This is a genomic window from Ralstonia sp. NFACC01, from assembly GCF_900115545.1.
GTDB classification, from domain to species: Bacteria; Pseudomonadota; Gammaproteobacteria; order Burkholderiales; family Burkholderiaceae; genus Ralstonia; species Ralstonia mojiangensis.
This window is the reverse complement of sequence record NZ_FOWV01000004.1, coordinates 225829-246579: the sequence shown is the minus strand read 5'-3', so window position 1 is coordinate 246579 and position 20751 is coordinate 225829. Positions and strand designations below refer to the sequence as shown.

Here is a 20751-nt window from a genome sequence, read left to right as displayed (position 1 = left end):
TGTGTGCGGGTCAGGCGGGCGTGGCGAGCGTCGACGAAAGCGCATCGGCCAGTGCCCGCATGTCGGTAAAGACGTGGCGTGCGCCGGCAGCCAGCAGGCGCTGCGTGGCGACTGCCGGCACATGCGCAACGCCGGCAAAGCCGAATACGGTCAGGCCGGCAGCGCGGGCGGCGCGCACGCCGGTGTCGCTGTCTTCAATGACGAGGCATTGCGCGGGGCTGGCACGCAGGCCCGCACAGGCGGCGAGATACACGTCGGGTGCCGGTTTGGGCCGCGGTGTTTCGTAGGCGCTATAGATATGCTCGCCAAACAGCTCGCGCAGTCCGGCGCGACGCAGGCTCGCTTCAATGCGCAGGCGGCTGCTGTTGCTGGCGACGGCCTTGGGCTGCGGCAGCGTGGCGAGCAGGTTGGCAATGCCGGGCACCGGCTGCGATTGCGTGGCGCAGTCGTGTTCGACGTCGGCCAGCACCTTGGCTAGTTGCGCGTCGGACAGATGAAAGCCGACGCTGCTCTGCAACTCGCTCAGCAGTGCCATCGTGTTCATGCCCAGACGCGGTTCAAGCATGTCTTCCAGCGCGGCGGATGAAAGATGCGGTATGTGCGGACCCAACGTGCGGATCAGCGCGCGCAACGCCACCGATTCGCTGTCGATCAGCACGCCGTCGCAATCGCAGATCAGATAGGCGGGCGCGCGTGCGTTGGCATATTCGTTGGCATGTGGCGTCATTTCACGGCCCCGAACGTCAGGCCGCGCACGAGTTGCCGTTGTGCCAGCCAGCCCAGCACGAGGATCGGCGCAATGGCCAGAACCGAGGCCGCAGACAGCTTCGCCCAGAACAGCCCCTCCGGGTTGGAGTACGACGCAATGAACACGGTGAGCGGCGCGGCATCGATGCTGGTCAGGTTCAGGCTCCAGAACGCTTCGTTCCACGACAGGATGAGCAGGAGCAGCGCCGTGGAGGCCAGTCCCGGCAGCATCGTCGGCAGCAACACGTAGACCAGTTCCTGCCAGAGGTTGGCGCCGTCCATGCGCGCAGCCTCCAGAATCTCGCGCGGCACGTCGTTGCAGTAGGTGAAGACCATCCACACGGCAATCGGCAGATTGGCGAGCGTGTAGACGATGACGAGCGCGGTGATGGAATCCAGCAGCCCCGCCGTCTTTGCCAGCAGGTACACCGGCAGCAGCACGCCCACGGCCGGCATCATCTTGGTCGACAGCATCCACAGCAGCACCTGCTGCGTGCGCTTGTTCGGGAAGAACGCCATCGCATATCCCGCCGGAATGGCGATCGCTAGCGCCAGCAGCGTGGAGAGGATCGACACCGCCAGCGAGTTGCCGAGGAAGCTCGGGTAGTGCGCGCGCTCCAACACCTCGCGGAAGCTGTCGAGCGTGGGCGTGAACCACAGCGTGGGCGTATAGGCGTCCTGCTCGGTCTTGAAGGCGGTCAGCGTTGCCCAGGCGATGGGGAAGAACAGCGCCAGGGCAATCGCCCACGCCAGAACGCCCGCAAGCCGCGTGCGCCAGGTTGAGGTGAGGGTGCTCATTGCTCGTGCACTCCCTTCAGGTTGCGCGCCAGCATGCGGACGAGGAAGAACGCCACCACGTTTGCCAGCACCACGGCCACGATGCCGCCGGCCGACGCAATGCCGATGTCGAACTGCTGCAAGCCGAGGCTGTAGACAAAGTAGGCGAGGTTGGTCGTGGCCGTGCCTGGGCCGCCCGCGGTGGTGGTGTGGATTTCGGCGAAGATCGACAGCAGGAAGATGGTCTCGATCATCACCACCACCGCAATCGCGCGCTTCAGGTGCGGCAGCACGATGTGCCAGAAGATGCGCACGGGGCTCGCGCCGTCGAGCTGCGCGGCTTCCTTCTGCTCGGGGTCGAGCGATTGCAGCGCCGTCAGCAGGATCAGGAAGGCAAACGGCGTCCACTGCCACGCAACGATGATGATCACGGAGAGCATCGGCTGTGTCGCGAGCCAATCCACCGGCTCGACGCCGAACAGGCGCGCCACCCACGCGGCCAGCCCGTACACGGGGTGCAGCATCATGTTCTTCCAGATGAGCGCCGCCACCGTCGGCATGACAAAGAACGGGCTGATGACGAGAATGCGCGCCACACCGCGCCCCGCAAACGGCTGGTCGAACAGCACAGCCAGCAACGTGCCCGCCACGACGCTGATCACCAGCACCGAGCCGATCAGCACCAGCGTGTTGCCGATGGCCGGCCAGAAGGCGGGGTCTTCGACCAGGAAGCGGTAGTTGTCGAGCCCCGCCAGGCCGGTCTGATCCGGGTTGAGCAGGTTGTAGCGGCTGACGGAGAAATACAGCGTCATCGCCAGCGGCACCGTCATCCACAGCAGCAGGACCAGTACCGACGGCGACACCAGCAGCGTCGGCAGCCAGCGCCGGGCGCGCTGTGGCTGGGCCGGTGACGGCGTACCACCCACGCCGCTCATCTGCGATTTCGGGTGCGACTCCAATACGTGTTCCATGAAACCTCCGGGGCGCAGCAGCGGCTGCGTCACTTCAGATAGCCGCCTTGGCGCATCGCCCGCTGGGCCTGCGATTGCGAAACACGGAGCGCGTCGTCCACAGTCGTCTTGCCTGTGAGCGCGCCGGCAATCGCCTGGCCAACCACCGTGCCCAGCGACTGGAACTCCGGAATCGTCACGAACTGCACGCCGGTGTACGGCACCTTCTGCGCAGACGGATCGTTCGGGTTGGCAGTCTCGATGGCGTGGCGCACGAAGCTCGAGAACGGCGCAGCCTTCTGGTAGGCCGGGTCGTCATACGTCGATGCACGCGTGCCCGGCGGCACCTCGCCCCAGCCCTGGGCCTTGGCCACGGCGCGGATGTATTCCTTGGATGTCGCCCACGCCGCAAACGTCTTGGCAGCCTCCGGCGATTTCGACGACTTCGGCACCGCGAGCGCCCAGATCCACAGCCAGTGCGAGCCCTTCGGTGTGCTGGCGATGGGCGCATTCGCAAAGCCCACCTTGTCGGCCACCTTGGAATCCTTCGTGCTGCTGACCATGCCGGCGGCAACGGTCGCGTCGATCCACATGCCGCACTTGCCGCCCGAGAACAGCACGAGGTTTTCGTTGAAGCCGTTGCTGCTTGCGCCGGGTGGGCCGTATTTCTTCAGCAGGTCGACATACGTGTTGACCGCTTGTTTCCACTGCGGCGTGTCGATGGTCGGTTGCCATTTCTCGTCGAACCAGCGGCCGCCGAACGTGTTCACCATGGTCGATATCAGCGCCATGTTCTCGCCCCAGCCCGCACGGCCTCGCAGGCAGATGCCGTACACCCCTTTGGCGGGGTCGTGCAGCTTGGCGGCGAACTTGGCAATGTCGTCATACGTGGGCTGCTCGGGCATCTTCAGGCCGGCTGCGCTGAACAGATCCCGCCGGTAGTACGTCATCGAGCTTTCGGCATAGAACGGTACGGCGAAGAGCTTGCCGCCCTGCGAGAGCCCATCGCGCACCGTCGGCAGCAGGTCGGCCGTGTCGTAGCTGGCGGGCATGTCCAGCGGGGCGAGCCAGCCTTTCTTGGCCCACAGCGGCGCTTCATAGCCGCCAATCGTCATCAGGTCAAACTGGCCGCTGCCGGTGGCGATGTCGGTGGTCACGCGCTGGCGCAGCACACCTTCTTCCAGCGTGACCCAGCGCAGTTTGATGTCGGGGTGCGCCTGCTCGAACTGGCTCGACAGCTTCTGCAGCACGATCATGTCGGGGTTGTTGATCGTGGCAATCGTGAGCGTGGTGGGCGCGGCATGCGCAGTGATAGCGCAGAGAGCGGGGAAGGCAGCGAGGGCGGTCAGCTTGAGTAGTTGGGATGGGCGGGCCATCCCGCGCAGAAGCGTGCGGAACATGCAGTCGTCTCCTTTCTTGGAATGTGGCGATGCGGGCGCACCGCCTGGACTTGCTTCGGGTTTTGAGCAATTGTCCGTGTTGTGAGCAAATAATCGGATGCGGTGTTGCGCTTGTCAAGCAAATGCTCGGTAAAAGGGCAAAAGCACGCTACGATGCATCCCATATCGCCAGGGTTCTAGAGGAGGCGCTGCGTGTCCAAGCAGCAGGAAAAACGAGACCAGGCCGCGCGTGCGGCGTGGCTTTACTACGTCGGCAACCACACGCAACACGACATCGCCGAGCAGTTGGGCGTGTCGCGCCAGATCGCGCAGCGGCTGATCGCCTATGCGGTGGAGCACGGGCTGGTGAAGGTGCGCGTGACGCACCCGGTGTCAGCGTGTCTGGAGTTGGCGGAGAACCTGCGCAGCCGTTTCCGGCTGGAGACCTGCCATGTGGTGCCGGCCAGTGCCGACGACGCCGACGCCGCCCAGCGCATGATTGCCGTGGCCGCCGCAGAAATCATGGAGCGTCACCTGCTGGCCGACGCGCCGCGCGTGGTGAATGTCGGCTCGGGCCGCACGCTGCGCGCCGCGATCGACCAACTTCCCGATCTTGACCGGCCGCAGCATCGCATCGTCTCGATGGTCGGGGCGATTGCGGCGGATGGCTCGTCCAACCGTTACGACGTCGCGCTTGCCGCGGCAGAGAAAACCCGCAGCCGCTATTACCAGCTTCCTGCGCCGCTCGTTGCAGACAGCGCCGAAGACACCCGGCAGTGGTGCCAGCACCGGCTCTACGGCGTGGTGGCCGATCTGGCTGCGCAGGCCGATGTCACCTTCATTGGGGTCGGCACGATCGGGCCCGGTTGCGCATTGCAGGTCGATGGCTTCATCAGTGCGAAGGATGTGGAAGATCTGCTTGCCCATGGCGCGGCAGGCGAGTTGATCGGCCGGCCGATCGACGCCCAGGGGCGCTTGCTGGATGTACCACTGCAGACCCGCATCACCAGCTTGCCGCTCAAGCCGATGCCATCTCGCCCGGTCATCGCCATTGCTGGCGGCGTGGCCAAGGCGGGCGCGATCGGGGCGGCGTTGCGAGGCGGCTGGCTGACCGGTCTTGTGACCGACGAAGCGTCCGCGCAGCGGATTCTGGCTGCAATGGACTGAACCCACCACACCGAGGACGCAATGCTCGAACTCCGCCCAACTTGCGAACACTGCAACACGGCGCTGCCGCCCAACGCGACCAACGCGCGCATCTGCTCATTCGAATGCACATTCTGCGCGACGTGCGCGGACGGCGTGTTCGGCAATGTCTGCCCGAACTGCGGGGGCGGCTTTACGGCGCGGCCGATCCGCCCGTCGAAAGATTGGAGAAACGGCAATTTCCTGGGCAAGCACCCGGCCAGCACGACGGTCAAGCATCGTCGCGCAGACTTGGCCGCGCATGCCGAACTGGCGGCGGCTGTTGGAGCCACGCCGCCGGAAAAGCGCTGAGGGTCTAACGCGGTGCAGCCGCCGGCAACACCGGCGTGACCTTGTATCCGTGCGCGGCCAGCAGCGCCGGAATCCCTTTCGGCCCGATCATGTGCAACGCGCCGACTGCGCCAAACACGCGCTGGCCGCTGTTGTGCACGCGCGCAATGTTGTCAGCCATGGCGCGGTTGCGATTCGTCACCAGGCGTTGGAAGGCGCGTTTATCCGTCGCCGTCTTCAGGCAATCGCACCACTGCGGATAGTGCTCCAGCGTACTGATGTCGCTGTCGGCCCAGGCATTGGCGAGCGTGAGCGTCTGCGTACGCGCCTCGCCGGATTCAATCGCGTCGAGCACGGTGTCGAATTGCTGCGCAACCTCGTTCTTCGGCACGATCTCGTTGAGCACGCGCACCTGCTGCGCCAGCGTTTCGAGCGGCACGATGGGCAAATGCACGCTCTTGGCGTAGGTCGTCAGAAACAGGTCGATGCCGAAATCGGGATAGAGACCGTCCGTGCGTACCCCCAGCACCGCCAGCGAGGCCAACTGCATGGTCGGCTGGAATTTGCGGATCTGTGTGAGGGCCGTATCGGGCAGGCAAGCCGCGGAGAGCAGCTTGTTGAAGCGTTCACCGCGCCGGCCAGCCATGAGGCGGCGATCTTCTGCGCTGTTTTGTGCTGTGAGCGGCTTGCGGTCGACGTCCTTGTCGAGCAGGTCGAGTTCGAGCGCGATGCTATCCACCTGCTGAAGCGCGCTGCGCACGGTCGGGCCGGGCAGCATCCAGTCAGCTCGTGCCACATGGATCGTCCCGTAGAGCCACGACGTGTGACCGTTCTTTTCGATACGCCAAAGCAGGCCGTGGTCGGTCGCGCGTTGCGCGGCGGCGGCCCAGCCGTCCTTGGGGATGAAGCTGGAGGCCGGGGGCGGACAGTTCGCGGCCGGGGCCTGTGCTTGTGCCTGTGCTGGCGTTGCGTCTTGCGCGAGGGCGGCGCCCGCGCCCATCAGCAGAAAAAGCGCGGCCGCCAGCGCGCGCCACGTGGTGCGATTGCGTGCCATTTGGCTGCTCCCCGAAATATTGTTGTGGTCGTCTGTGCAGTTTAGCGGGCGCAGACCATCGCGTCCCACGCGGCCATCGCGCAATCGACGGTCGCGATCAATGCTTCACGCGGGGCGCCGTCGCGCGCCTGGATCGACAGGCCGTTGAGCACGGTCGCGTAGTAACCGCCAAGTGCATCGGCGTTGGCCGTGGTAGGCACGTCGCCTTCATCCATGCCGCGGCGGATGCGCGTTCGGATGGCCTCGATGGTTTCCAGCCGGATCGCGCGCAAGTCCTCCTGCACCTGCTGATTGGGGGCCGAACACAGCAGCGCGCCGAGCACGACCATGCATCCGCGCGGCGCGTTGGGCTGGCTGAAGGCAAGGGCGTTGCTGCGCAAAAGCGCGTCGATGGATTCGCGCGCGGTAGCCGGTTCGGTCAGGGCGATGGCCGTGGTGCTGCCGGCCGTCTGCCGATACAGCGCAACGGCCTCGCGAAAGAGCGCTTCCTTCGAACCAAATGCCGCGTAGAAGCTCGGCGCGGTGATGCCGCCCATCGCCAGCTTGAGTTCGTCGAGCGTGGTGCCTTCGTAGCCGCGCGCCCAGAACACGGTCATGGCCTGGCGCAAGGCTTCGTCGCGATCAAAGGTGCGGGGGCGTCCTCGTGTCGCCATGATGAAGTCCTGAAATCCTTATTTCTGTACCGGTCAATATATTAATCCTTGACGTCGGCCGTGTCGCCTCGTTAATTTGTATACCGATCGATACAAAAATAAGAGGCTCCCTTGAATACGACGATTTCGCATCGCCCACAACACGCCGGGCGCTGGCTGGTGCTGGCGGCGGTTTGCATGGCAGGACTGGTCCTGCCGCTGTCTTTCACCGGTGCGGCGGTGGCCACGCCGGCCATCGGCCGCGTGTTGGGCGGCAGTGCCACGGCGCTCAACTGGGTGGTCAATGGCTTCATGCTGGCCTTCGGCAGTTGTCTGATGGTGGCAGGTGCGATGGCCGATTCGTATGGTCGCAAGCGCGTGTTCGCCAGTGGGATCGCGCTGTTCGTGCTGGCATCGATTGGCGTCGCGCTGGCGCCCAGCGTGAACGCCATCGGATGGCTGCGCGCGCTGCAGGGCGTGGCGGCGGCGATGTCGCTGGCGGGTGGCTCGGCTGCGCTGGCACAGGAGTTTGATGGGCATGCGCGCATTCGCGCCTTCAGCCTGCTGGGGACGACCTTTGGCGTGGGTTTGGCCTTCGGGCCGTTGATTGCGGGCGCGCTGGTGCAGACGCAAGGCTGGCGCGCCATCTTCGTGCTGTGCGCGGTGGTGGGCGCGCTGGCTTTTGTGTTTGGCGTGCCGCGCATGCGGGAAACGCGCGATCCCGATGCGCGCGGCGTCGACTGGGCCGGCGCCGCAAGCTTTACGGCCACGCTTGTCCTGCTCACGTGGGCGCTGATGGAAGTGCCCGAGCGCGGCTGGGGCGACGGCGTGGTGCTGGCGTTGTTCACTGCGTCGGCGCTTGGGCTGGCCGTGTTCGTCGCCATCGAGCAGCGCGTGGTCAGGCCGATGCTCGATCTGTCGCTCTTCCGCTTCCGTCGTTTTGTCGGCGTGCAGTTCTTGCCGCTCGCCACGGCGTGCTACGTGGCGATGCTGGTACTGCTGCCCGCGCGCCTCATCGGCATCGAGGGGCAGGGCGAAACCGAGGCAGGCATCACGATGATTGCCTTGTCGCTCCCGTTGCTGGTGGTGCCGCTGCTGGCGGTGCAACTCGCGCATCGGTGGTCTGCGGCGGCGCTGACGTGCGGCGGGCTGGTGGTGGCGGCGATGGGCTTCTGGTGGCTGGGCGATGTCGCGCCAGGCCAGCCGGCCGCTGCGTGGATTCTGCCGATGCTGCTCACGGGCTTCGGCACGGGCTTCGCGTGGGGGCTGATGGATGGTCTGTCGGTGAGCGTGGTGCCCAAGGAGCGCGCAGGTATGGCCACCGGCATCTTCAGCACCACGCGCGTGGCTGGCGAGGCGATTGCGCTGGCCGTGGTGGGCGCGGTGCTGACGGCGCTCATCGTTTCGCAGGCCGGCGCGTCGGGCCGTGCGAACGTAGCGACCTGGATGGAGGCCGCACATCGCACCGCCATGGGCAACGTACCCGCAGCGTTGACGCTGCTGCCGGCCGGATCGGCGCCGACGCTCATCTCGGCCTACGTTGCCGCGTTTGCGCAGATTGCCCATGCGCTGGCCGTCGTATCCGTGGTGTCGGCGGTGGTGGTGTGGAGCCTGCTCGGCCGCACGCAGGCGGTGCCGGTGGCGGCTGTTTGACGATCTGGCGTGCTACTCGCTCAACCGCGGCGGCACGGCATGCGCCCCCCGCGTCTCGCGAAACCACAGCGCCAGGCTTTCGTCTTCCAGCGCGTAGGCGCCGCGCGATTCCTTCCAGATCAGGTTCTTGTCGCGCAGCGCATCCAGCGCAGCTTGCACCGTGGCGGTGGAAAAATCGCTGTGGCCCAGCTTTGCCGCATACGCCTTCATCGAATCCTCAGAGAACGGCGAATAGCTTTGCCCGCGCTCGATCAGCACCGCCAGCACGGCGCGCTGGATTTCGGTCAGCGCGCTGTAATCGCTTTCGATCTCGCCCCAGATGCGATCGCGAAAACCCTGCGCGCCGCGCTTGAGCAACTCGCCCAGGCTGGCGGCTTCACCCAGCTCCAGGGCGATCTCGCTGACGATGCCTTTGAGCATCTCGGGCCGGTGGCCGACCAACTGGAAGGCGGCAAACATGTCGTCTTCCTTGAACTGGTTATTCGGCGCCAGGTGCTGGTTGACCCACGCCGTGTACGCTGACACATACGGCCGCCCCAGCAGCGGAAAGTTGGTTACGCGCGAGCCAAAAAACGGCTGTGTGCGATTGAGCAGCAGGTTGGCGAGCTTGTCACGGTTCGACCCCGTAAAGACGAGGAAGAGACGGGGTTCGTCCACGCCTTGGTTCATCTGGTCCCGCGCCGCCTTGAGCGCGAACATGGCGTTGGTGCCGGCCTCGGTGGACAGCGCGTGCTGCGCCTCGTCGATGATCAGCACGACAGGCCGCTGCACCGCCTTGTAGAGCACATCCAGCGCGTCGGCCAGGGTGATGCCCGGCGGCAGCCCGATCTTGCCGAGGTTGAAGGTGAAGGTGCGCAGCACGTCGACCTTTTCCATCCCGGCCTGCTTGGCCAGCTTCGCGATCGGCCCGTCGTACTGGGCCAGCTTCGATTTGATGGCATCGGCGATCAGCAGGCCAGGGTCGCGGGCGCGGTCGGCCCATAAATCCACGTAGATGGCGATCCACTTCCGGCGCTCGACCTCGGGCACCAGGTCTTCGCGCAGGAACGTGCTTTTGCCGGTGCGCCGGGGCGCCGCCAGGAACAGTCCCGAGCGCGCGTCGGCCAAACCCTTGCCTTCCAGGCTGTCGCACAGCGTGTTGGCAAGGTCCTGGCGGTGGAAGTTGAAGCGGGCGGTGTCGCCGGAGTCGATTCGGGAATCCATGGAAAGCCCTGTTTTAGACCTGATTATGGAAGTCGGTATAAATTATAGTTGATCCAATAATTAAGGCTAATTCCGATCGAATTGCCAGTTGATCTCCGTCGATTTGCCGTTGCGCGGCACTGTGCCGCAGGCAATTCGGGGAACTGTGTGCAGCGCTATACTCCACACATTCTGACGTTGTCCACCCATGCTCCATCGCCGCTGGCTCTTCCTCGTCTGGCTTGCGATCGTACTGAACGTACTGTCGCCGGTGCTCGCTTCCGCCCGTGCGGCGGCCACGGGCACCCTTGCCGTCGAGCTGTGCAGCGTAACGGCCCCGCATGGCAGCACCGTGCAGGTTGCCATCGACCTGCAAGGCGATGGCTCTATCGACGATTCGGCCGCCCACCACAGCGTGGCGCACTGTCTATATTGCCCGGGGTTTGCAGCCGGGCTGGCGCTGGCCTCATTGCCGGCGCTGGATGTTCCCTCCGCCCATTTCGTCTATCGCGTGCGGCCGCCGGCCACCCCGGCGCCCGTCTACGCGCGCAGCGCGCTGCGTGTGGCCGAGTCGCGCGCGCCTCCCGCTTCTCCGTCGTTGTCGATCTGACGCGCCTGCGGGGATGCACTCCGTGGCGCCTTTGCGTCTGGCCCTCGTTGCGGCCAACGCCATCGCAATCCGGAGACCTTTCCGATGTCATTCCACAAGCGCGCTGGGGCCGCTGCTCCTAAGCGCACGCTGGTGTGCCGTGCTGCGCTCGCCCTGAGCGCGGCGGCACCGCTGTCCGCTTTTGCTGCTGAAGATGCGGCCCCCGTGCCCGTGCCAGTCACGCAGGAACTCGCGCCCACCGTGGTGCGGGCCAACGCCAACCCCGCGCCGTTCGCCCGCAATACGCCCGCAGTCGTGCAAAGCGTGACGGCAGATCAACTGGCCGACCGCAACGTCGTCACCACCGAAGACGCGGTCAAATACCAGCCCAACGTGATGGTGCGCCGCCGCTTCATTGGCGACCGCAACTCCATCTTTGCCGGCCGCGATTTCAACGAAATTCAAAGCGCACGCGGCCTGCTGTACGCCGACGGCATCCTGCTCTCGAACCTGCTGGGCTCGAGCTACAGCTACCCGCCACGCTGGTCGATGGTCGGGCCGGACGACCTGGCGCGCGTCGATATTTTGTATGGGCCGTTCTCGGCGCTGCTGCCGGGCAATTCGATGGGCACGACCATCGCGATGACGTTGCGCCGCCCCGAAAAATTCGAGGCCGCCGCGCAGACGCAGGTGATGAGCCAGCGCTACAACGATGCCTACGGCTTTTCGCGCAACGTCACCGGCAACCACGAGAGCGCGTCGCTGGGCGATCGGATTGGCAAGTTCTGGTATGCGCTGTCGGTCGACCGGCTGGAGAACGACAGCCAGCCGATGCAATACGCCACGCCCAACTCGAGGTTCACCGCAGGCAGCACGCCCGTGCCGGTCACGGGTGCGCGGCAGGATCTCGGCCCCAACGGCCAGCCGCGCGTGATTCTCGGGCCCCAGATGCTTGAGCGCACGCAGCAGCTGCAAGAGACGCTGCGATTCGGCTACGTGTTCAGCGACAGCCTGGAGGCATCGCTCACGCTGGGCCATTGGGAAAACCATTTCAACGATCAGGCGCTCAGTTTCCTGCGCGACGCCGCCGGCAACACCGTCACGGGTGGCAATGTGCTGATCAACGGCACGCCTTATACGATCGCCCCGAACACCTTCGCCCCGCAAAACGGCGACCAGGAAAACTGGCTCTACGGCCTGGGCGTGAAAGGCAAGATCGGCGGCTGGAAGATCGACACCAACGCGTCGGCCTACAACGTCTCGCGCGACATCCTGCGCGCGTCGAACACGGCGGCCGGCAATGGACCCGGCACGGTGTTCTACGGCGTCGGCACCGGCTGGTCCAACTTCGACATCAAGGCAACGTCGCCCACGGTGTCCGGCCACACCTTCACGACCGGCTACCACTACGACCAATACCACCTGCGTAACCAGACCTTCAACGCGACCAACTGGTCGACGGAAACGCTATCCACGTTGAAGTCCAGCTACCAGGGCGACACGCAAACGCAGGCCGTCTTCCTGCAGGACGCGTGGGCGTTTGCGCCGCGCTGGCTCGCCACGCTGGGCCTGCGCTACGAAAGCTGGCGCGCCTACAACGGCCAGTTGGGCAACGGCACGAGCACGTTGGGCTACGCCAGCCGTACTGAAGACGCGTTCTCGCCCAAGGCGGCTATCCAATGGCAGGCCACGCAAGACACGCTGCTGCGCTTGTCGTATGGCCGTGCAGTGCGCTTTCCGACGGTGGCGGAGCTGTTTCAGGGCACGATCAGCGGCAACACGATCGTCAACAACGATCCGAATCTCAAGCCTGAACGCGCCAATGATTTCGACTTCACCGTCGAGCAGGCCGTGCCCTACGGCGTGCTGCGTACCAGCCTGTTCCAGAGCGATGTGCGCGACAGCATCTACACGCAGACCAACATCACGGTCACACCCAACGTGACGAACGTACAGAACGTGGACCGCGTGCGCACGCGCGGTATCGAACTGGCGTATTCAGGGCAGGACGTTCTGCAGGATGCAGGTGTGCGCGGCGTTGACTTAGAGGCCAACGTTGCCTTCACACAATCGAAAACGCTGGCCGACGCCGCCAACCCCACCTACGTCGACAAGACTTGGCCGCGCATGCCGCGCGTGCGTGCAAACATGTTTGCCAGCTGGCATGCCACGCCCGACTGGACGGTGGGCGCAGGCGTGCGCTATTCGGGGCGGCAATACGGCACGCTCGACAACACCGATGTGCTGCCCAATGTCTACGGCGGCACCAGCAGCTTCTTCACCGTGGACCTCAAGACCAGCTACCGTATCGACAAGCACATCACGCTGGCGCTGGGCGTCGACAACCTGACCGACCGGCGGTATTTCGTGTACCACCCGTATCCGTCGCGCACCTTCTATGGACAACTGAAATGGCGTCTGTAATGCAGTCGATTCCTCGATTCCTTGCCGGTGCGCTGCTGGCGCTCGCGGCCACGGTGGCGCCCGCGCACGAAGGCCACGACCACGGCGCCATGGCAGCCAAGTCTGCCGCAAAGCCGCAGCTTGCGACGACCGCGGCGTTCGACAAGGCAGGGCGCTTGTGGGTGACGTGGGCAGAAGGGCAGCACGTGGTGATCGCCTCATCCGATGACCTCGGCAAGACGCTCTCCAAGCCGCAGCGTGTGAACCCGCAACCCGAGCCGATCTATACCGACGGCGAGAACCGTCCGAAAGTCATCGCCAGCCCGGACGGCGCGCTGTATGTAAGCTGGTCGCGCCCGCTCGATGCGCCGTACACGGGCTTCGTGCGTTTCTCGCGCTCGCTTGACGGCGGCAAGACATGGAGCGCGCCAGTCACCGTCCACCACGACCGCCAGCCGATCACGCACCGCTTCGATTCGATCGCGGTCGACCGCGCCGGTCATATCTTCGTCACGTGGATCGACAAGCGCGACCTGCTGCGCGCGCAGGCGGCCAAACAGCCGTACGACGGCGCGGCGGTGTACTACACCGTTTCCACCGACCGCGGCGCCACCTTCGCACCCGAACGCAAGGTCATCGACCAGACCTGCGAATGCTGCCGCATTGCGCTGGCGCCCGATGCCGACGGCCACATGCTCGCGCTGTGGCGCAACGTGTTTGCGGGGCAGATCCGCGACCACGCATTGACAACATTACCGATTGGTAACGCGCCGCTTGCCGTTACGCGGGCGACGTTCTCGGAATGGCGCGTCGATGCGTGTCCGCACCATGGCCCCGCGTTGGCCGTTACGGCGGATGGCGTGCGGCACATGGCGTGGTTCTCGGTGCTGCAGGACAAGCCTGGCCTGTTCTACAGCCGGCTCTCGGCCGGCGGCAAGCCGATCGGCGGCGCATGGTCCTTTGCCGGTTCGGCACAAGCTGGTGCGCAGGCGTCGCACCCCGCGCTGCTCGCGGAGGATGGCGCACTGTGGCTCGTCTGGAAACAGTTTGCTGAAGACCGCATGCAGATCCTGCTGCGCAAATCGACCGATGGCGGCGCGCACTGGACAGCGCCGGCCAGCGTGGCAAACACCGATGGCGGAAGCGATCACCCGCAACTGCTCGCGCGCGATGGCCGTGTCTACCTATCGTGGCGCACGCAGGCCGAGGGCTACCGGCTGATCGACATCGGCAATGTCAGCCCGTCCAATCCATCATTGGAGGCATCGAAATGAAGATTCGATGGAAATCGTTTGCGATGGGCGTGGCGCTATCCGCCGCCGCCTTTACCGCCACCTTCGCCGCGCAGGCCGCAGGTGCGCTGCAGTTCCAGCCGTTGCATGCGCGTGATGTGCCGGCGCTGCTGCAGACGCCACCCGCGCGCCCGCTCATCGTCGAAATCTGGTCACTGGAATGCAGCTACTGCCGCGAGAACATCGCGCGTATCGCGCAATGGCGGCGTAGCGCCAAGCAAGATGTGGATGTGGTGATGGTGTCGATGGACGGGCCCGACCAGGCCGAGATGCTGAACCGCGCGCTGGCGCCGCTGGCCCGCGACAGGAAGATCGACATTGCCCGCGTGCCGCAGTACGCCAATGCCGAAGACATGCCGGAGCGGCTGCGCGCCGCGCTCGACCCTGGCTGGCAGGGCGAGATGCCGCGCACGATCATCTTGCGCCCGGACGGCAAGCGCCATGCATCGAGCGGGTTGCTGACGCCGCAGACACTGGACACAGCGCTCAGGGATTAATCAGAAAACGACGCGGACCCCCCTCGTTGTTGGGGTATGGCGGGGGGCGCGCACTTTTTATAATGGCCTCGCTTTGTGAATTCCGGCGCATTGCTCGTTCACAAAGCACACCCGACCATCTTTCGTCGTCAAAGGCTGAAGATGTTAAGCCCGCCCGCCCCCCGGCCCGCGGGCTTTTTCTTTGCCCGGTCGATACTGGATTTGTATTGAACGGGCCTGTGCTGCGGGGGGCGGATGATAACGCGCCCTCAGCGCGTTGTCGCGTGCGAAGAAGGGGGGTATTGCTCGGACGCGCGCTCCGCATCAGTGGATGCCGCGCCCAGGCCCATCGCCACGGCGGCCAGCAAAAGAGCAACACCACGCGCGATGTAGAACACCGCTTGCGCACCCGTCATTTCCGGCTTGGCAGAGGTGGTTTCAGCAAGATGGGCGTGCCAGGCATTGCGCGCTGCCCGATCTCGATGGGGATGCGGATCACGATAGGCGCGTGGCGCGAGCGTGCGGTGCGTCGGATGAGGTTGCATGTGCGACATGGCGGTTCTCCTCATACTCAAACGTGTGACCAGGCGCGCCAGAACAGCAGCGCCGTCATCGAAAAGCCGAAGGTGGAAATCAGCGCCCGCACAATCGGCACCGGCAAACGCTTGCCCACATGGGCGCCCAGATAGCCGCCCAGCGCAGCAGCCACCAGCATGACCAGCGTCTGCGGCCACAACACCATCTTGGCCAGGGCAAAACAGACCACGGCCACGAGGTTGGTTGCGCCCACGAGCAGCGTGCGGGAGGCGTTCAATGCTTTGATGTCGTCGTGGCCGAACAGTGCCCAGACGGCCATCATCATGATCCCGACCGCGCCACCAAAATAGCCGCCATAGATGGCCAACGCACCTTGCGAGACCAGCAGCGTGGTCCGTCCGATTTGCATGCGCTGGCGCAGCCACACACCGGCCTGTTTGCCGAAGGTAAATGCGAGCGAGCCGATCAGCAGCAGCCACGGCACGATGAAATCGAACGCGCGGGACGACGTGTTCATCAACAGCAGCGCGCCGAGCAGCCCGCCGACAAGGCTGATCCCCACCATGGCGCGCATCGAGACCTGCCCGAACCCGCGATAGTCCGCGCGGTACGCCCACGCCGAGGTGGCCGCGCCGGGTAGCAGCGCCACCGTGCTCGACGCATTGGCAAAGACTGAGGGCACACCCGCGAACATGAGCGCGGGCAGGGTGACAAACGAGCCGCCGCCCGCCAGCGCATTCATCATGCCGGCGAGCAGGCCCGCGCCAAAAAGCAGCAGCGTGGCGGATTCCATTGGGGGCGAATTTGGGGATGTTCTGTTTTTGGGTGCCTCAGTTTCCGGCACTGGGAATTGCGCGGCAATCTGCGATACATTGACCCTGCCTCAGTGTGAAACTGAGGCTCATGCCAATTTTGAGATGCATCGTGCGCTTTGATCTGACCGACCTGCGACTCTTCCTCCATACCGCCGAAGCCGGCAGCATCACGGCGGGGGCCGAGCGTGCGCACCTGACATTGGCGTCTGCCAGCGCGCGCATCCGCGGCATGGAAGACACACTGGGCGTGCCGCTGCTCACGCGCAACCGGCGTGGCGTGGAAACGACCGCTGCCGGCCGCACGCTCGTCCATCACGCTCGCGTCGTCCTGCAGCAGATGGATCGCATGCGTGGCGAGCTGGGCGAATATGCGCGTGGCCTCAAGGGCTACGTGCGGCTGCTTTCCAACACGGCAGCCATGACCGAGTTCTTGCCGGAAACGCTCAGCGCTTTCCTGGCTGCACATCCTGAAGTGGATATCGACCTGGAAGAGCTGGTCAGCCACGAGATTGTCGAAGCAATTGCGCAGGGGCGGGCAGACATCGGCATCGTCAACGACGCGGTGGACTTGTCCGGGCTGGAGACCTTTCCGTTCCGCCACGACCGCCTTGTGCTGGTGACCGCGCGCGACCACCCGCTGGCCGATCGCCGTGAGCTGGCCTTCGTTGAAACCTTGCAGGAAGATTTCGTCGGCCTGACGGGCGACAACGCCTTGCAGGCGTATCTCGCGGGGCATGCTGCGCGCGCCGGTCACCGGCTCAAATACCGCGTGCGGTTGCGCAGCTTCGACGCCGTCTGCCGCATGGTGGAACGCAACGTGGGCGTGGGCGTCATTCCCGAGCATGCGGCGATCCGGTTGCAGCGTTCCATGGGCATCCGCCGTGTGCGGCTGACCGACGCCTGGGCGACGCGCCTGCTGCGCATCTGCGTGCGTCATTTCGATGACCTGCCCGTCTTCGCACGCCAGTTGATCGAGCATTTGCGCGAGGCCTGAGCGCGTTGCGCGTCCGTCATTTGGCTGAGGAATGCTGTTTGAACTCGCGCGTGTGAAAACGCGTCGGTACACTGCAAGCAGTTGCGGGCCGCACAGCGCCACAGGCGTGCGGCGCCGCACCAACCCTCTGCTCATGGAGCACATCATGGCGTCTGCCGGTGTTCCCCCTGGTGTTCCGCCGATTGGCCTGCTGCACGCGGCGCGTGCGTTGCGCATCTATCGGCGCCACGAGGTCAATGCGCTGGCGTGGATCGCGCTGGGCGTGTGCCTGCGCAGCCCGGCGCCCATGGTTGCCATCGGCGTTGCGTTGCTCATCGTGTGCGCGTGGTCGCTCACGCGGCACATCCAATATATGAAGCCCCTGTATGAACTGCCGGTGTTCAGCCGCCTGCTGGCACACAGCGGCATGGCATTCGCGGCCATCAATGCGGCGCTGCTCGCGGTGGAACTGGCCACGGGTGCCGGACGCGGCGCATGGTTCGACGCCGACGGCTGGCTTGCGCCCGCCTGGCCGCAGATACTGCCGGACATGGCCGGCACGATTGAGCTGATGCTGGTCAGCGCCCAGTGGATCGTCGTGCTGGGTGTCGTGGTTGCCGCAACGGCCTGGGCGTGGCTGAGCCTGGGTGGCGGCCGTTCGCTGCGTTTTCCGCCGCGCTCGCAATGAGCGCATGGCTCGGGACAATCCGGGCTGGTCTGGCGGAAGAATTCCTCCTATAAGTGGCGATGTCGGTTGCAGGTGCGTTTCCGTAGCGCCCGGACGAGGCGCGTGCAGTTGGAGCGTGCACAACACGCTCCGAACCCCAGGAGACAGGCATGACATCGCTGGACGCCTTCCTGCGGTGCCGCGACTTTCTGCTCGCGCACCGTGAGGATTACGACACCGCCGTGCGCGATTTTGCATGGCCCAAGCTGGATCGCTTCAACTGGGCGCTCGATTATTTCGACGCCATGGCGCGTGGCAACGACGGCATCGCCCTCTGGGTGGTCGACGATCAGGGCAACGAAACGCGGTTGTCGTTCGCGCAGATGGCCGAGCGCTCGGCGCGCGTGGCCAACCACTTGCGGGCGCTGGGTGTGCAGCGCGGCGATCGTATCCTGCTCATGCTCGGCAACGTGCCCGGTCTTTGGGATGTGATGCTCGCCAGCATCAAGATTGGCGCGGTCATCATCCCAGCCACGACACTGCTCACCGCCGAAGACTTGCGTGAACGCATTGCCATGGGCGAGGTGAGCCACGTGGTGGTGGGCGGGGCAGATTGCGCCAAGCTCGACGTGGTCTCGGGCACCTATACGCGCATCGCGGTCGGTACGGACAAGGCGCCGCCCGGCTGGCACCGCTTTGAAGATGCCTACGATGCATCCGCCAAATTCACGCCCGACGCGCCAACGCAGGCTAACGATCCGTTGCTGCTGTATTTCACGTCTGGCACCACGTCCAAACCCAAACTCGTGATGCATACGCATGCGAGCTATCCGGTCGGGCATTTGTCCACGCTGTACTGGATCGGCCTGCGCCCGGGGGATGTGCACTGGAACATCAGCTCGCCCGGCTGGGCCAAGCACGCGTGGAGCTGCTTCTTCGCGCCGTGGAATGCCGGCGCCACCGTCTTCATCTACAACTACGCGCGCTTCGAACCCAAGGCGGCGCTCGATGTGCTCTGCCGCGCCAAGGTGACGACGCTGTGCGCCCCGCCCACGGTGTGGCGCATGCTGATCCAGGAAGACCTGGCCGCATGGAAGCCCGCGCTGCGCGAACTCGTGGGCGCCGGCGAGCCGCTCAACCCAGAGGTGATCGAACGCGTGCGCGCGGCGTGGGGCATCACCATTCGCGACGGCTACGGCCAGACCGAAACCACCTGCCAGATCGGCAACAGCCCCGGGCAACCGGTCAAGGCGGGCTCGATGGGCCGGCCGCTGCCGGGCTACCGCATCACGCTGCGCGACCCCGACGGCCACGAGGCGGAAGAGGGCGAGATCTGCATCGAATTGAATTCACGCCCGACCGGCCTGATGGAGGGCTACGCCGGCAACGCCGACAAAACGGCCGAAGCCATGCGCGGCGGCGTGTATCACACCTCCGACATTGCCGCGCGCGATGCCAGTGGCTACCTGACCTACGTCGGCCGCGCCGATGACGTATTCAAGGCATCGGACTACCGTGTCAGCCCATTTGAGCTGGAGAGCGTGCTGATCGAACACCCGGCAATCGCTGAGGCCGCTGTTGTGCCAAGTCCCGACCCGTTGCGCCTGGCCGTGCCGAAAGCGTTTCTGGTCCTGCGTGCGGGGCACGAAGCCGGCCCGGAACTGGCGCGCGACATCCTCGGGTTTTGCCGCAGCCGATTGGCTTCCTACAAGCGCGTGCGCCGCATCGAATTTGCCGATCTGCCCAAAACCATCTCGGGCAAGATCCGTCGCGTCGAACTGCGCATGCGCGAAGCCGCGCGCAGCGAAAGCGCCGCGGGCGTACGCAACATGCAGGAATATTGGGAAGAGGATTTCCCGGCCGAGTGATTTGCGCGGTGTGCTTGGCACCCACGGAACGTGCAGCCCCCCGACCGCACGTTCCGCTGCGCCAGCGCTGACGGATATCAGCGCGACGAACGCGGGACCAGGCGCAGTTGACGCGAGCGATCCAGATCGTAAGCTGGCACGCCACCGTGCGGCAGCGATGCACGTGAAGCGGCCAGGTCGCGGCCGCGCACGATGACCGGTGCGAGCGAGCCAGCGCGGATCAGGTCCGACGCAGCCAGCTCAATCCAGTCGCGGTAATTGCGATAGACCTCTTCGGCCGTGATCTTCTGATGCGCGCAATCGCAGAGCGACAGCGCTTCAGACGTGACGAAACAACTCAAGACCTTGCCGTCGACAATGGCTTGGAAGAACAGGTCGCCTACGGACCTGAAGGTCTTGCCAGTGAATGAAATGTTCATGATGCTCCCCCCATTGATCAGGCGTGCCGTTTGAGCGGCGTGCCCCACATGCCGCTTTCGCGGCGCAAGTGATCACATGCAGGAGCGTGTTTCCGAATGGAGGGATGACGATGCTCCAGATGTTGAATCCATCCGGATGCGATTGACCCAGTGACGCGGGTCGGACTATCCCTCGGTGCCGTTATACGGTCTGTTAATTCGGTAGTTGACTGCGGGTTCGCTCTCGCGCTGCGACCTTCCCCGTACAAAATTCAGTTATGTTTTTTGGTTACCACAATCTGTGCAGCAGCCCGACGCCTATGGCAATCGAGAAAGCTACCAGCCAAAGCAAAACGGTGGAGGTGCGCGTCGCCGGAAGGCGTGTTTGAAAAAGGCGCCGACGCGTAGGAATCACCTGCCAATTGGCAGTGTGACGTTCCCACCCCAAGCGAGCGGTCAAGCCCGCTGTTCCCCGTTTGATTGTTCCCATGGTCCGCTCCCGAAGGCTCGCCGCTGCCGCGTATTTACTTTTATTTAATTCTGCTTTTCTTCCATTGCATTCTAGGACACTCTACGCAGACCGCCAGCGTGCCTTGGCACGATTCTTATCCTCCATTTGGCTCATAAACGGGAGGTTTAGGACATATTGGGGGAGCGAATATGAAACGATTTTCATCACCTTCCAAGATGATTAATCGATGCGCAAACGCTTACGTTTGAAACGGGCGCCGCTCGCGCCTCGCAAACTGCCTGCAAGGTGCCGCCGATACAGTCATGCGCATTTCGCAGGTGGCATGTTGCAAGACTGCACAACGATCGACGCCCAGCGGAAAACAGCGAAATGCCACGCGCGCTGCGGTACAGTGCCGCCGGGCTGGCAAGG

At 64.8% G+C, this 20751-nt stretch carries 20 protein-coding genes; 10 read left to right on the top strand and 10 right to left on the bottom strand.

What is annotated here, in order from left to right:
- Window positions 1-10 precede the first annotated feature (10 nt).
- From BM136_RS12145 to BM136_RS12130, 4 genes are all read right to left on the bottom strand, one after another.
- Window positions 11-727 (bottom strand): HAD family hydrolase, encoded by a 717-nt coding sequence (locus BM136_RS12145; RefSeq protein WP_092972072.1) that lies wholly within the window; start codon window positions 725-727, stop codon window positions 11-13.
- Entirely contained in the window at window positions 724-1545 is an 822-nt protein-coding gene (locus tag BM136_RS12140; RefSeq protein ID WP_092972071.1) for a carbohydrate ABC transporter permease, read from the bottom strand. Before BM136_RS12140 ends, BM136_RS12145 begins: the two co-directional genes overlap by 4 nt.
- On the bottom strand, window positions 1542-2459 hold the full coding sequence (locus BM136_RS12135; RefSeq protein ID WP_092972318.1) for a carbohydrate ABC transporter permease: 918 nt from the start codon (window positions 2457-2459) through the stop codon (window positions 1542-1544). Before BM136_RS12135 ends, BM136_RS12140 begins: the two co-directional genes overlap by 4 nt.
- A gap of 65 nt (window positions 2460-2524) precedes the next feature.
- Window positions 2525-3874 (bottom strand): ABC transporter substrate-binding protein, encoded by a 1350-nt coding sequence (locus BM136_RS12130; protein WP_254775669.1) that lies wholly within the window; start codon window positions 3872-3874, stop codon window positions 2525-2527.
- Between the two features lie 192 nt (window positions 3875-4066).
- Between BM136_RS12130 and BM136_RS12125 the strand changes: the two genes are divergently transcribed.
- Window positions 4067-5020: a sugar-binding transcriptional regulator gene (locus tag BM136_RS12125; protein ID WP_092972070.1), complete on the top strand. Its 954-nt coding sequence runs from the start codon at window positions 4067-4069 to the stop codon at window positions 5018-5020.
- Window positions 5021-5041: 21 nt separating this feature from the next.
- The gene (locus BM136_RS12120; protein ID WP_092972069.1) at window positions 5042-5350 is read left to right on the top strand and encodes a DUF1272 domain-containing protein; all 309 of its coding nucleotides are present in this window, start codon (window positions 5042-5044) and stop codon (window positions 5348-5350) included.
- A 4-nt stretch (window positions 5351-5354) separates the two neighbouring features.
- On the opposite strand, the gene BM136_RS12115 is transcribed toward BM136_RS12120, so the two are convergent.
- Entirely contained in the window at window positions 5355-6383 is a 1029-nt protein-coding gene (locus BM136_RS12115) for a TraB/GumN family protein (RefSeq protein WP_092972068.1), read from the bottom strand.
- Window positions 6384-6424: 41 nt separating this feature from the next.
- Window positions 6425-7036 carry a TetR/AcrR family transcriptional regulator gene (locus BM136_RS12110; protein WP_092972067.1) on the bottom strand — a complete coding sequence of 204 codons (612 nt, stop codon included), beginning with the start codon at window positions 7034-7036 and terminating at the stop codon, window positions 6425-6427.
- A 177-nt stretch (window positions 7037-7213) separates the two neighbouring features.
- On the opposite strand from BM136_RS12110, the gene BM136_RS12105 reads away from it, so the two are divergent.
- Window positions 7214-8668: an MFS transporter gene (locus BM136_RS12105; protein WP_092972066.1), complete on the top strand. Its 1455-nt coding sequence runs from the start codon at window positions 7214-7216 to the stop codon at window positions 8666-8668.
- Window positions 8669-8680: 12 nt separating this feature from the next.
- On the opposite strand, the gene BM136_RS12100 is transcribed toward BM136_RS12105, so the two are convergent.
- Window positions 8681-9871 (bottom strand): ATP-binding protein, encoded by a 1191-nt coding sequence (locus BM136_RS12100; RefSeq protein ID WP_092972065.1) that lies wholly within the window; start codon window positions 9869-9871, stop codon window positions 8681-8683.
- Between the two features lie 187 nt (window positions 9872-10058).
- Here BM136_RS12100 and BM136_RS12095 point away from each other — a divergent pair, with 187 nt between their 5' ends.
- The 4 genes from BM136_RS12095 to BM136_RS12080 all read left to right on the top strand — a co-directional run bounded on the left by BM136_RS12095 (window position 10059) and on the right by BM136_RS12080 (window position 14631).
- A complete protein-coding gene (locus BM136_RS12095) occupies window positions 10059-10460 on the top strand; it encodes a DUF2946 domain-containing protein (protein WP_092972064.1) in 402 nt (133 codons plus the stop codon).
- 84 nt (window positions 10461-10544) lie between these two features.
- A complete protein-coding gene (locus tag BM136_RS12090; protein WP_092972063.1) occupies window positions 10545-12863 on the top strand; it encodes a TonB-dependent receptor in 2319 nt (772 codons plus the stop codon).
- Window positions 12851-14116: a sialidase family protein gene (locus BM136_RS12085; RefSeq protein ID WP_254775668.1), complete on the top strand. Its 1266-nt coding sequence runs from the start codon at window positions 12851-12853 to the stop codon at window positions 14114-14116. The genes BM136_RS12090 and BM136_RS12085 overlap by 13 nt, the downstream gene beginning before the upstream one ends.
- Complete coding sequence (locus BM136_RS12080) at window positions 14113-14631, top strand: thioredoxin domain-containing protein (RefSeq protein ID WP_092972061.1); 519 nt, start codon at window positions 14113-14115, stop codon at window positions 14629-14631. The genes BM136_RS12085 and BM136_RS12080 overlap by 4 nt, the downstream gene beginning before the upstream one ends.
- Window positions 14632-14879: 248 nt before the next feature.
- Here the strand turns inward: BM136_RS12080 and BM136_RS12075 are convergent, their stop codons facing one another.
- Complete coding sequence (locus tag BM136_RS12075; RefSeq protein WP_092972060.1) at window positions 14880-15164, bottom strand: hypothetical protein; 285 nt, start codon at window positions 15162-15164, stop codon at window positions 14880-14882.
- A gap of 17 nt (window positions 15165-15181) precedes the next feature.
- Entirely contained in the window at window positions 15182-15940 is a 759-nt protein-coding gene (locus BM136_RS12070; RefSeq protein ID WP_092972059.1) for a sulfite exporter TauE/SafE family protein, read from the bottom strand.
- A 131-nt stretch (window positions 15941-16071) separates the two neighbouring features.
- Here BM136_RS12070 and BM136_RS12065 point away from each other — a divergent pair, with 131 nt between their 5' ends.
- The 3 genes from BM136_RS12065 to BM136_RS12055 all read left to right on the top strand — a co-directional run bounded on the left by BM136_RS12065 (window position 16072) and on the right by BM136_RS12055 (window position 19470).
- Entirely contained in the window at window positions 16072-16956 is an 885-nt protein-coding gene (locus BM136_RS12065) for a LysR substrate-binding domain-containing protein (RefSeq protein ID WP_092972058.1), read from the top strand.
- Between the two features lie 145 nt (window positions 16957-17101).
- Entirely contained in the window at window positions 17102-17623 is a 522-nt protein-coding gene (locus BM136_RS12060) for a hypothetical protein (RefSeq protein WP_092972316.1), read from the top strand.
- A gap of 149 nt (window positions 17624-17772) precedes the next feature.
- Window positions 17773-19470 carry an AMP-binding protein gene (locus tag BM136_RS12055; RefSeq protein WP_092972057.1) on the top strand — a complete coding sequence of 566 codons (1698 nt, stop codon included), beginning with the start codon at window positions 17773-17775 and terminating at the stop codon, window positions 19468-19470.
- A gap of 77 nt (window positions 19471-19547) precedes the next feature.
- Here the strand turns inward: BM136_RS12055 and BM136_RS12050 are convergent, their stop codons facing one another.
- Window positions 19548-19889, bottom strand: coding sequence for a DUF1488 family protein (locus tag BM136_RS12050; protein WP_092972056.1), 342 nt, complete (start codon window positions 19887-19889; stop codon window positions 19548-19550).
- Window positions 19890-20751: the final 862 nt, after the last annotated feature.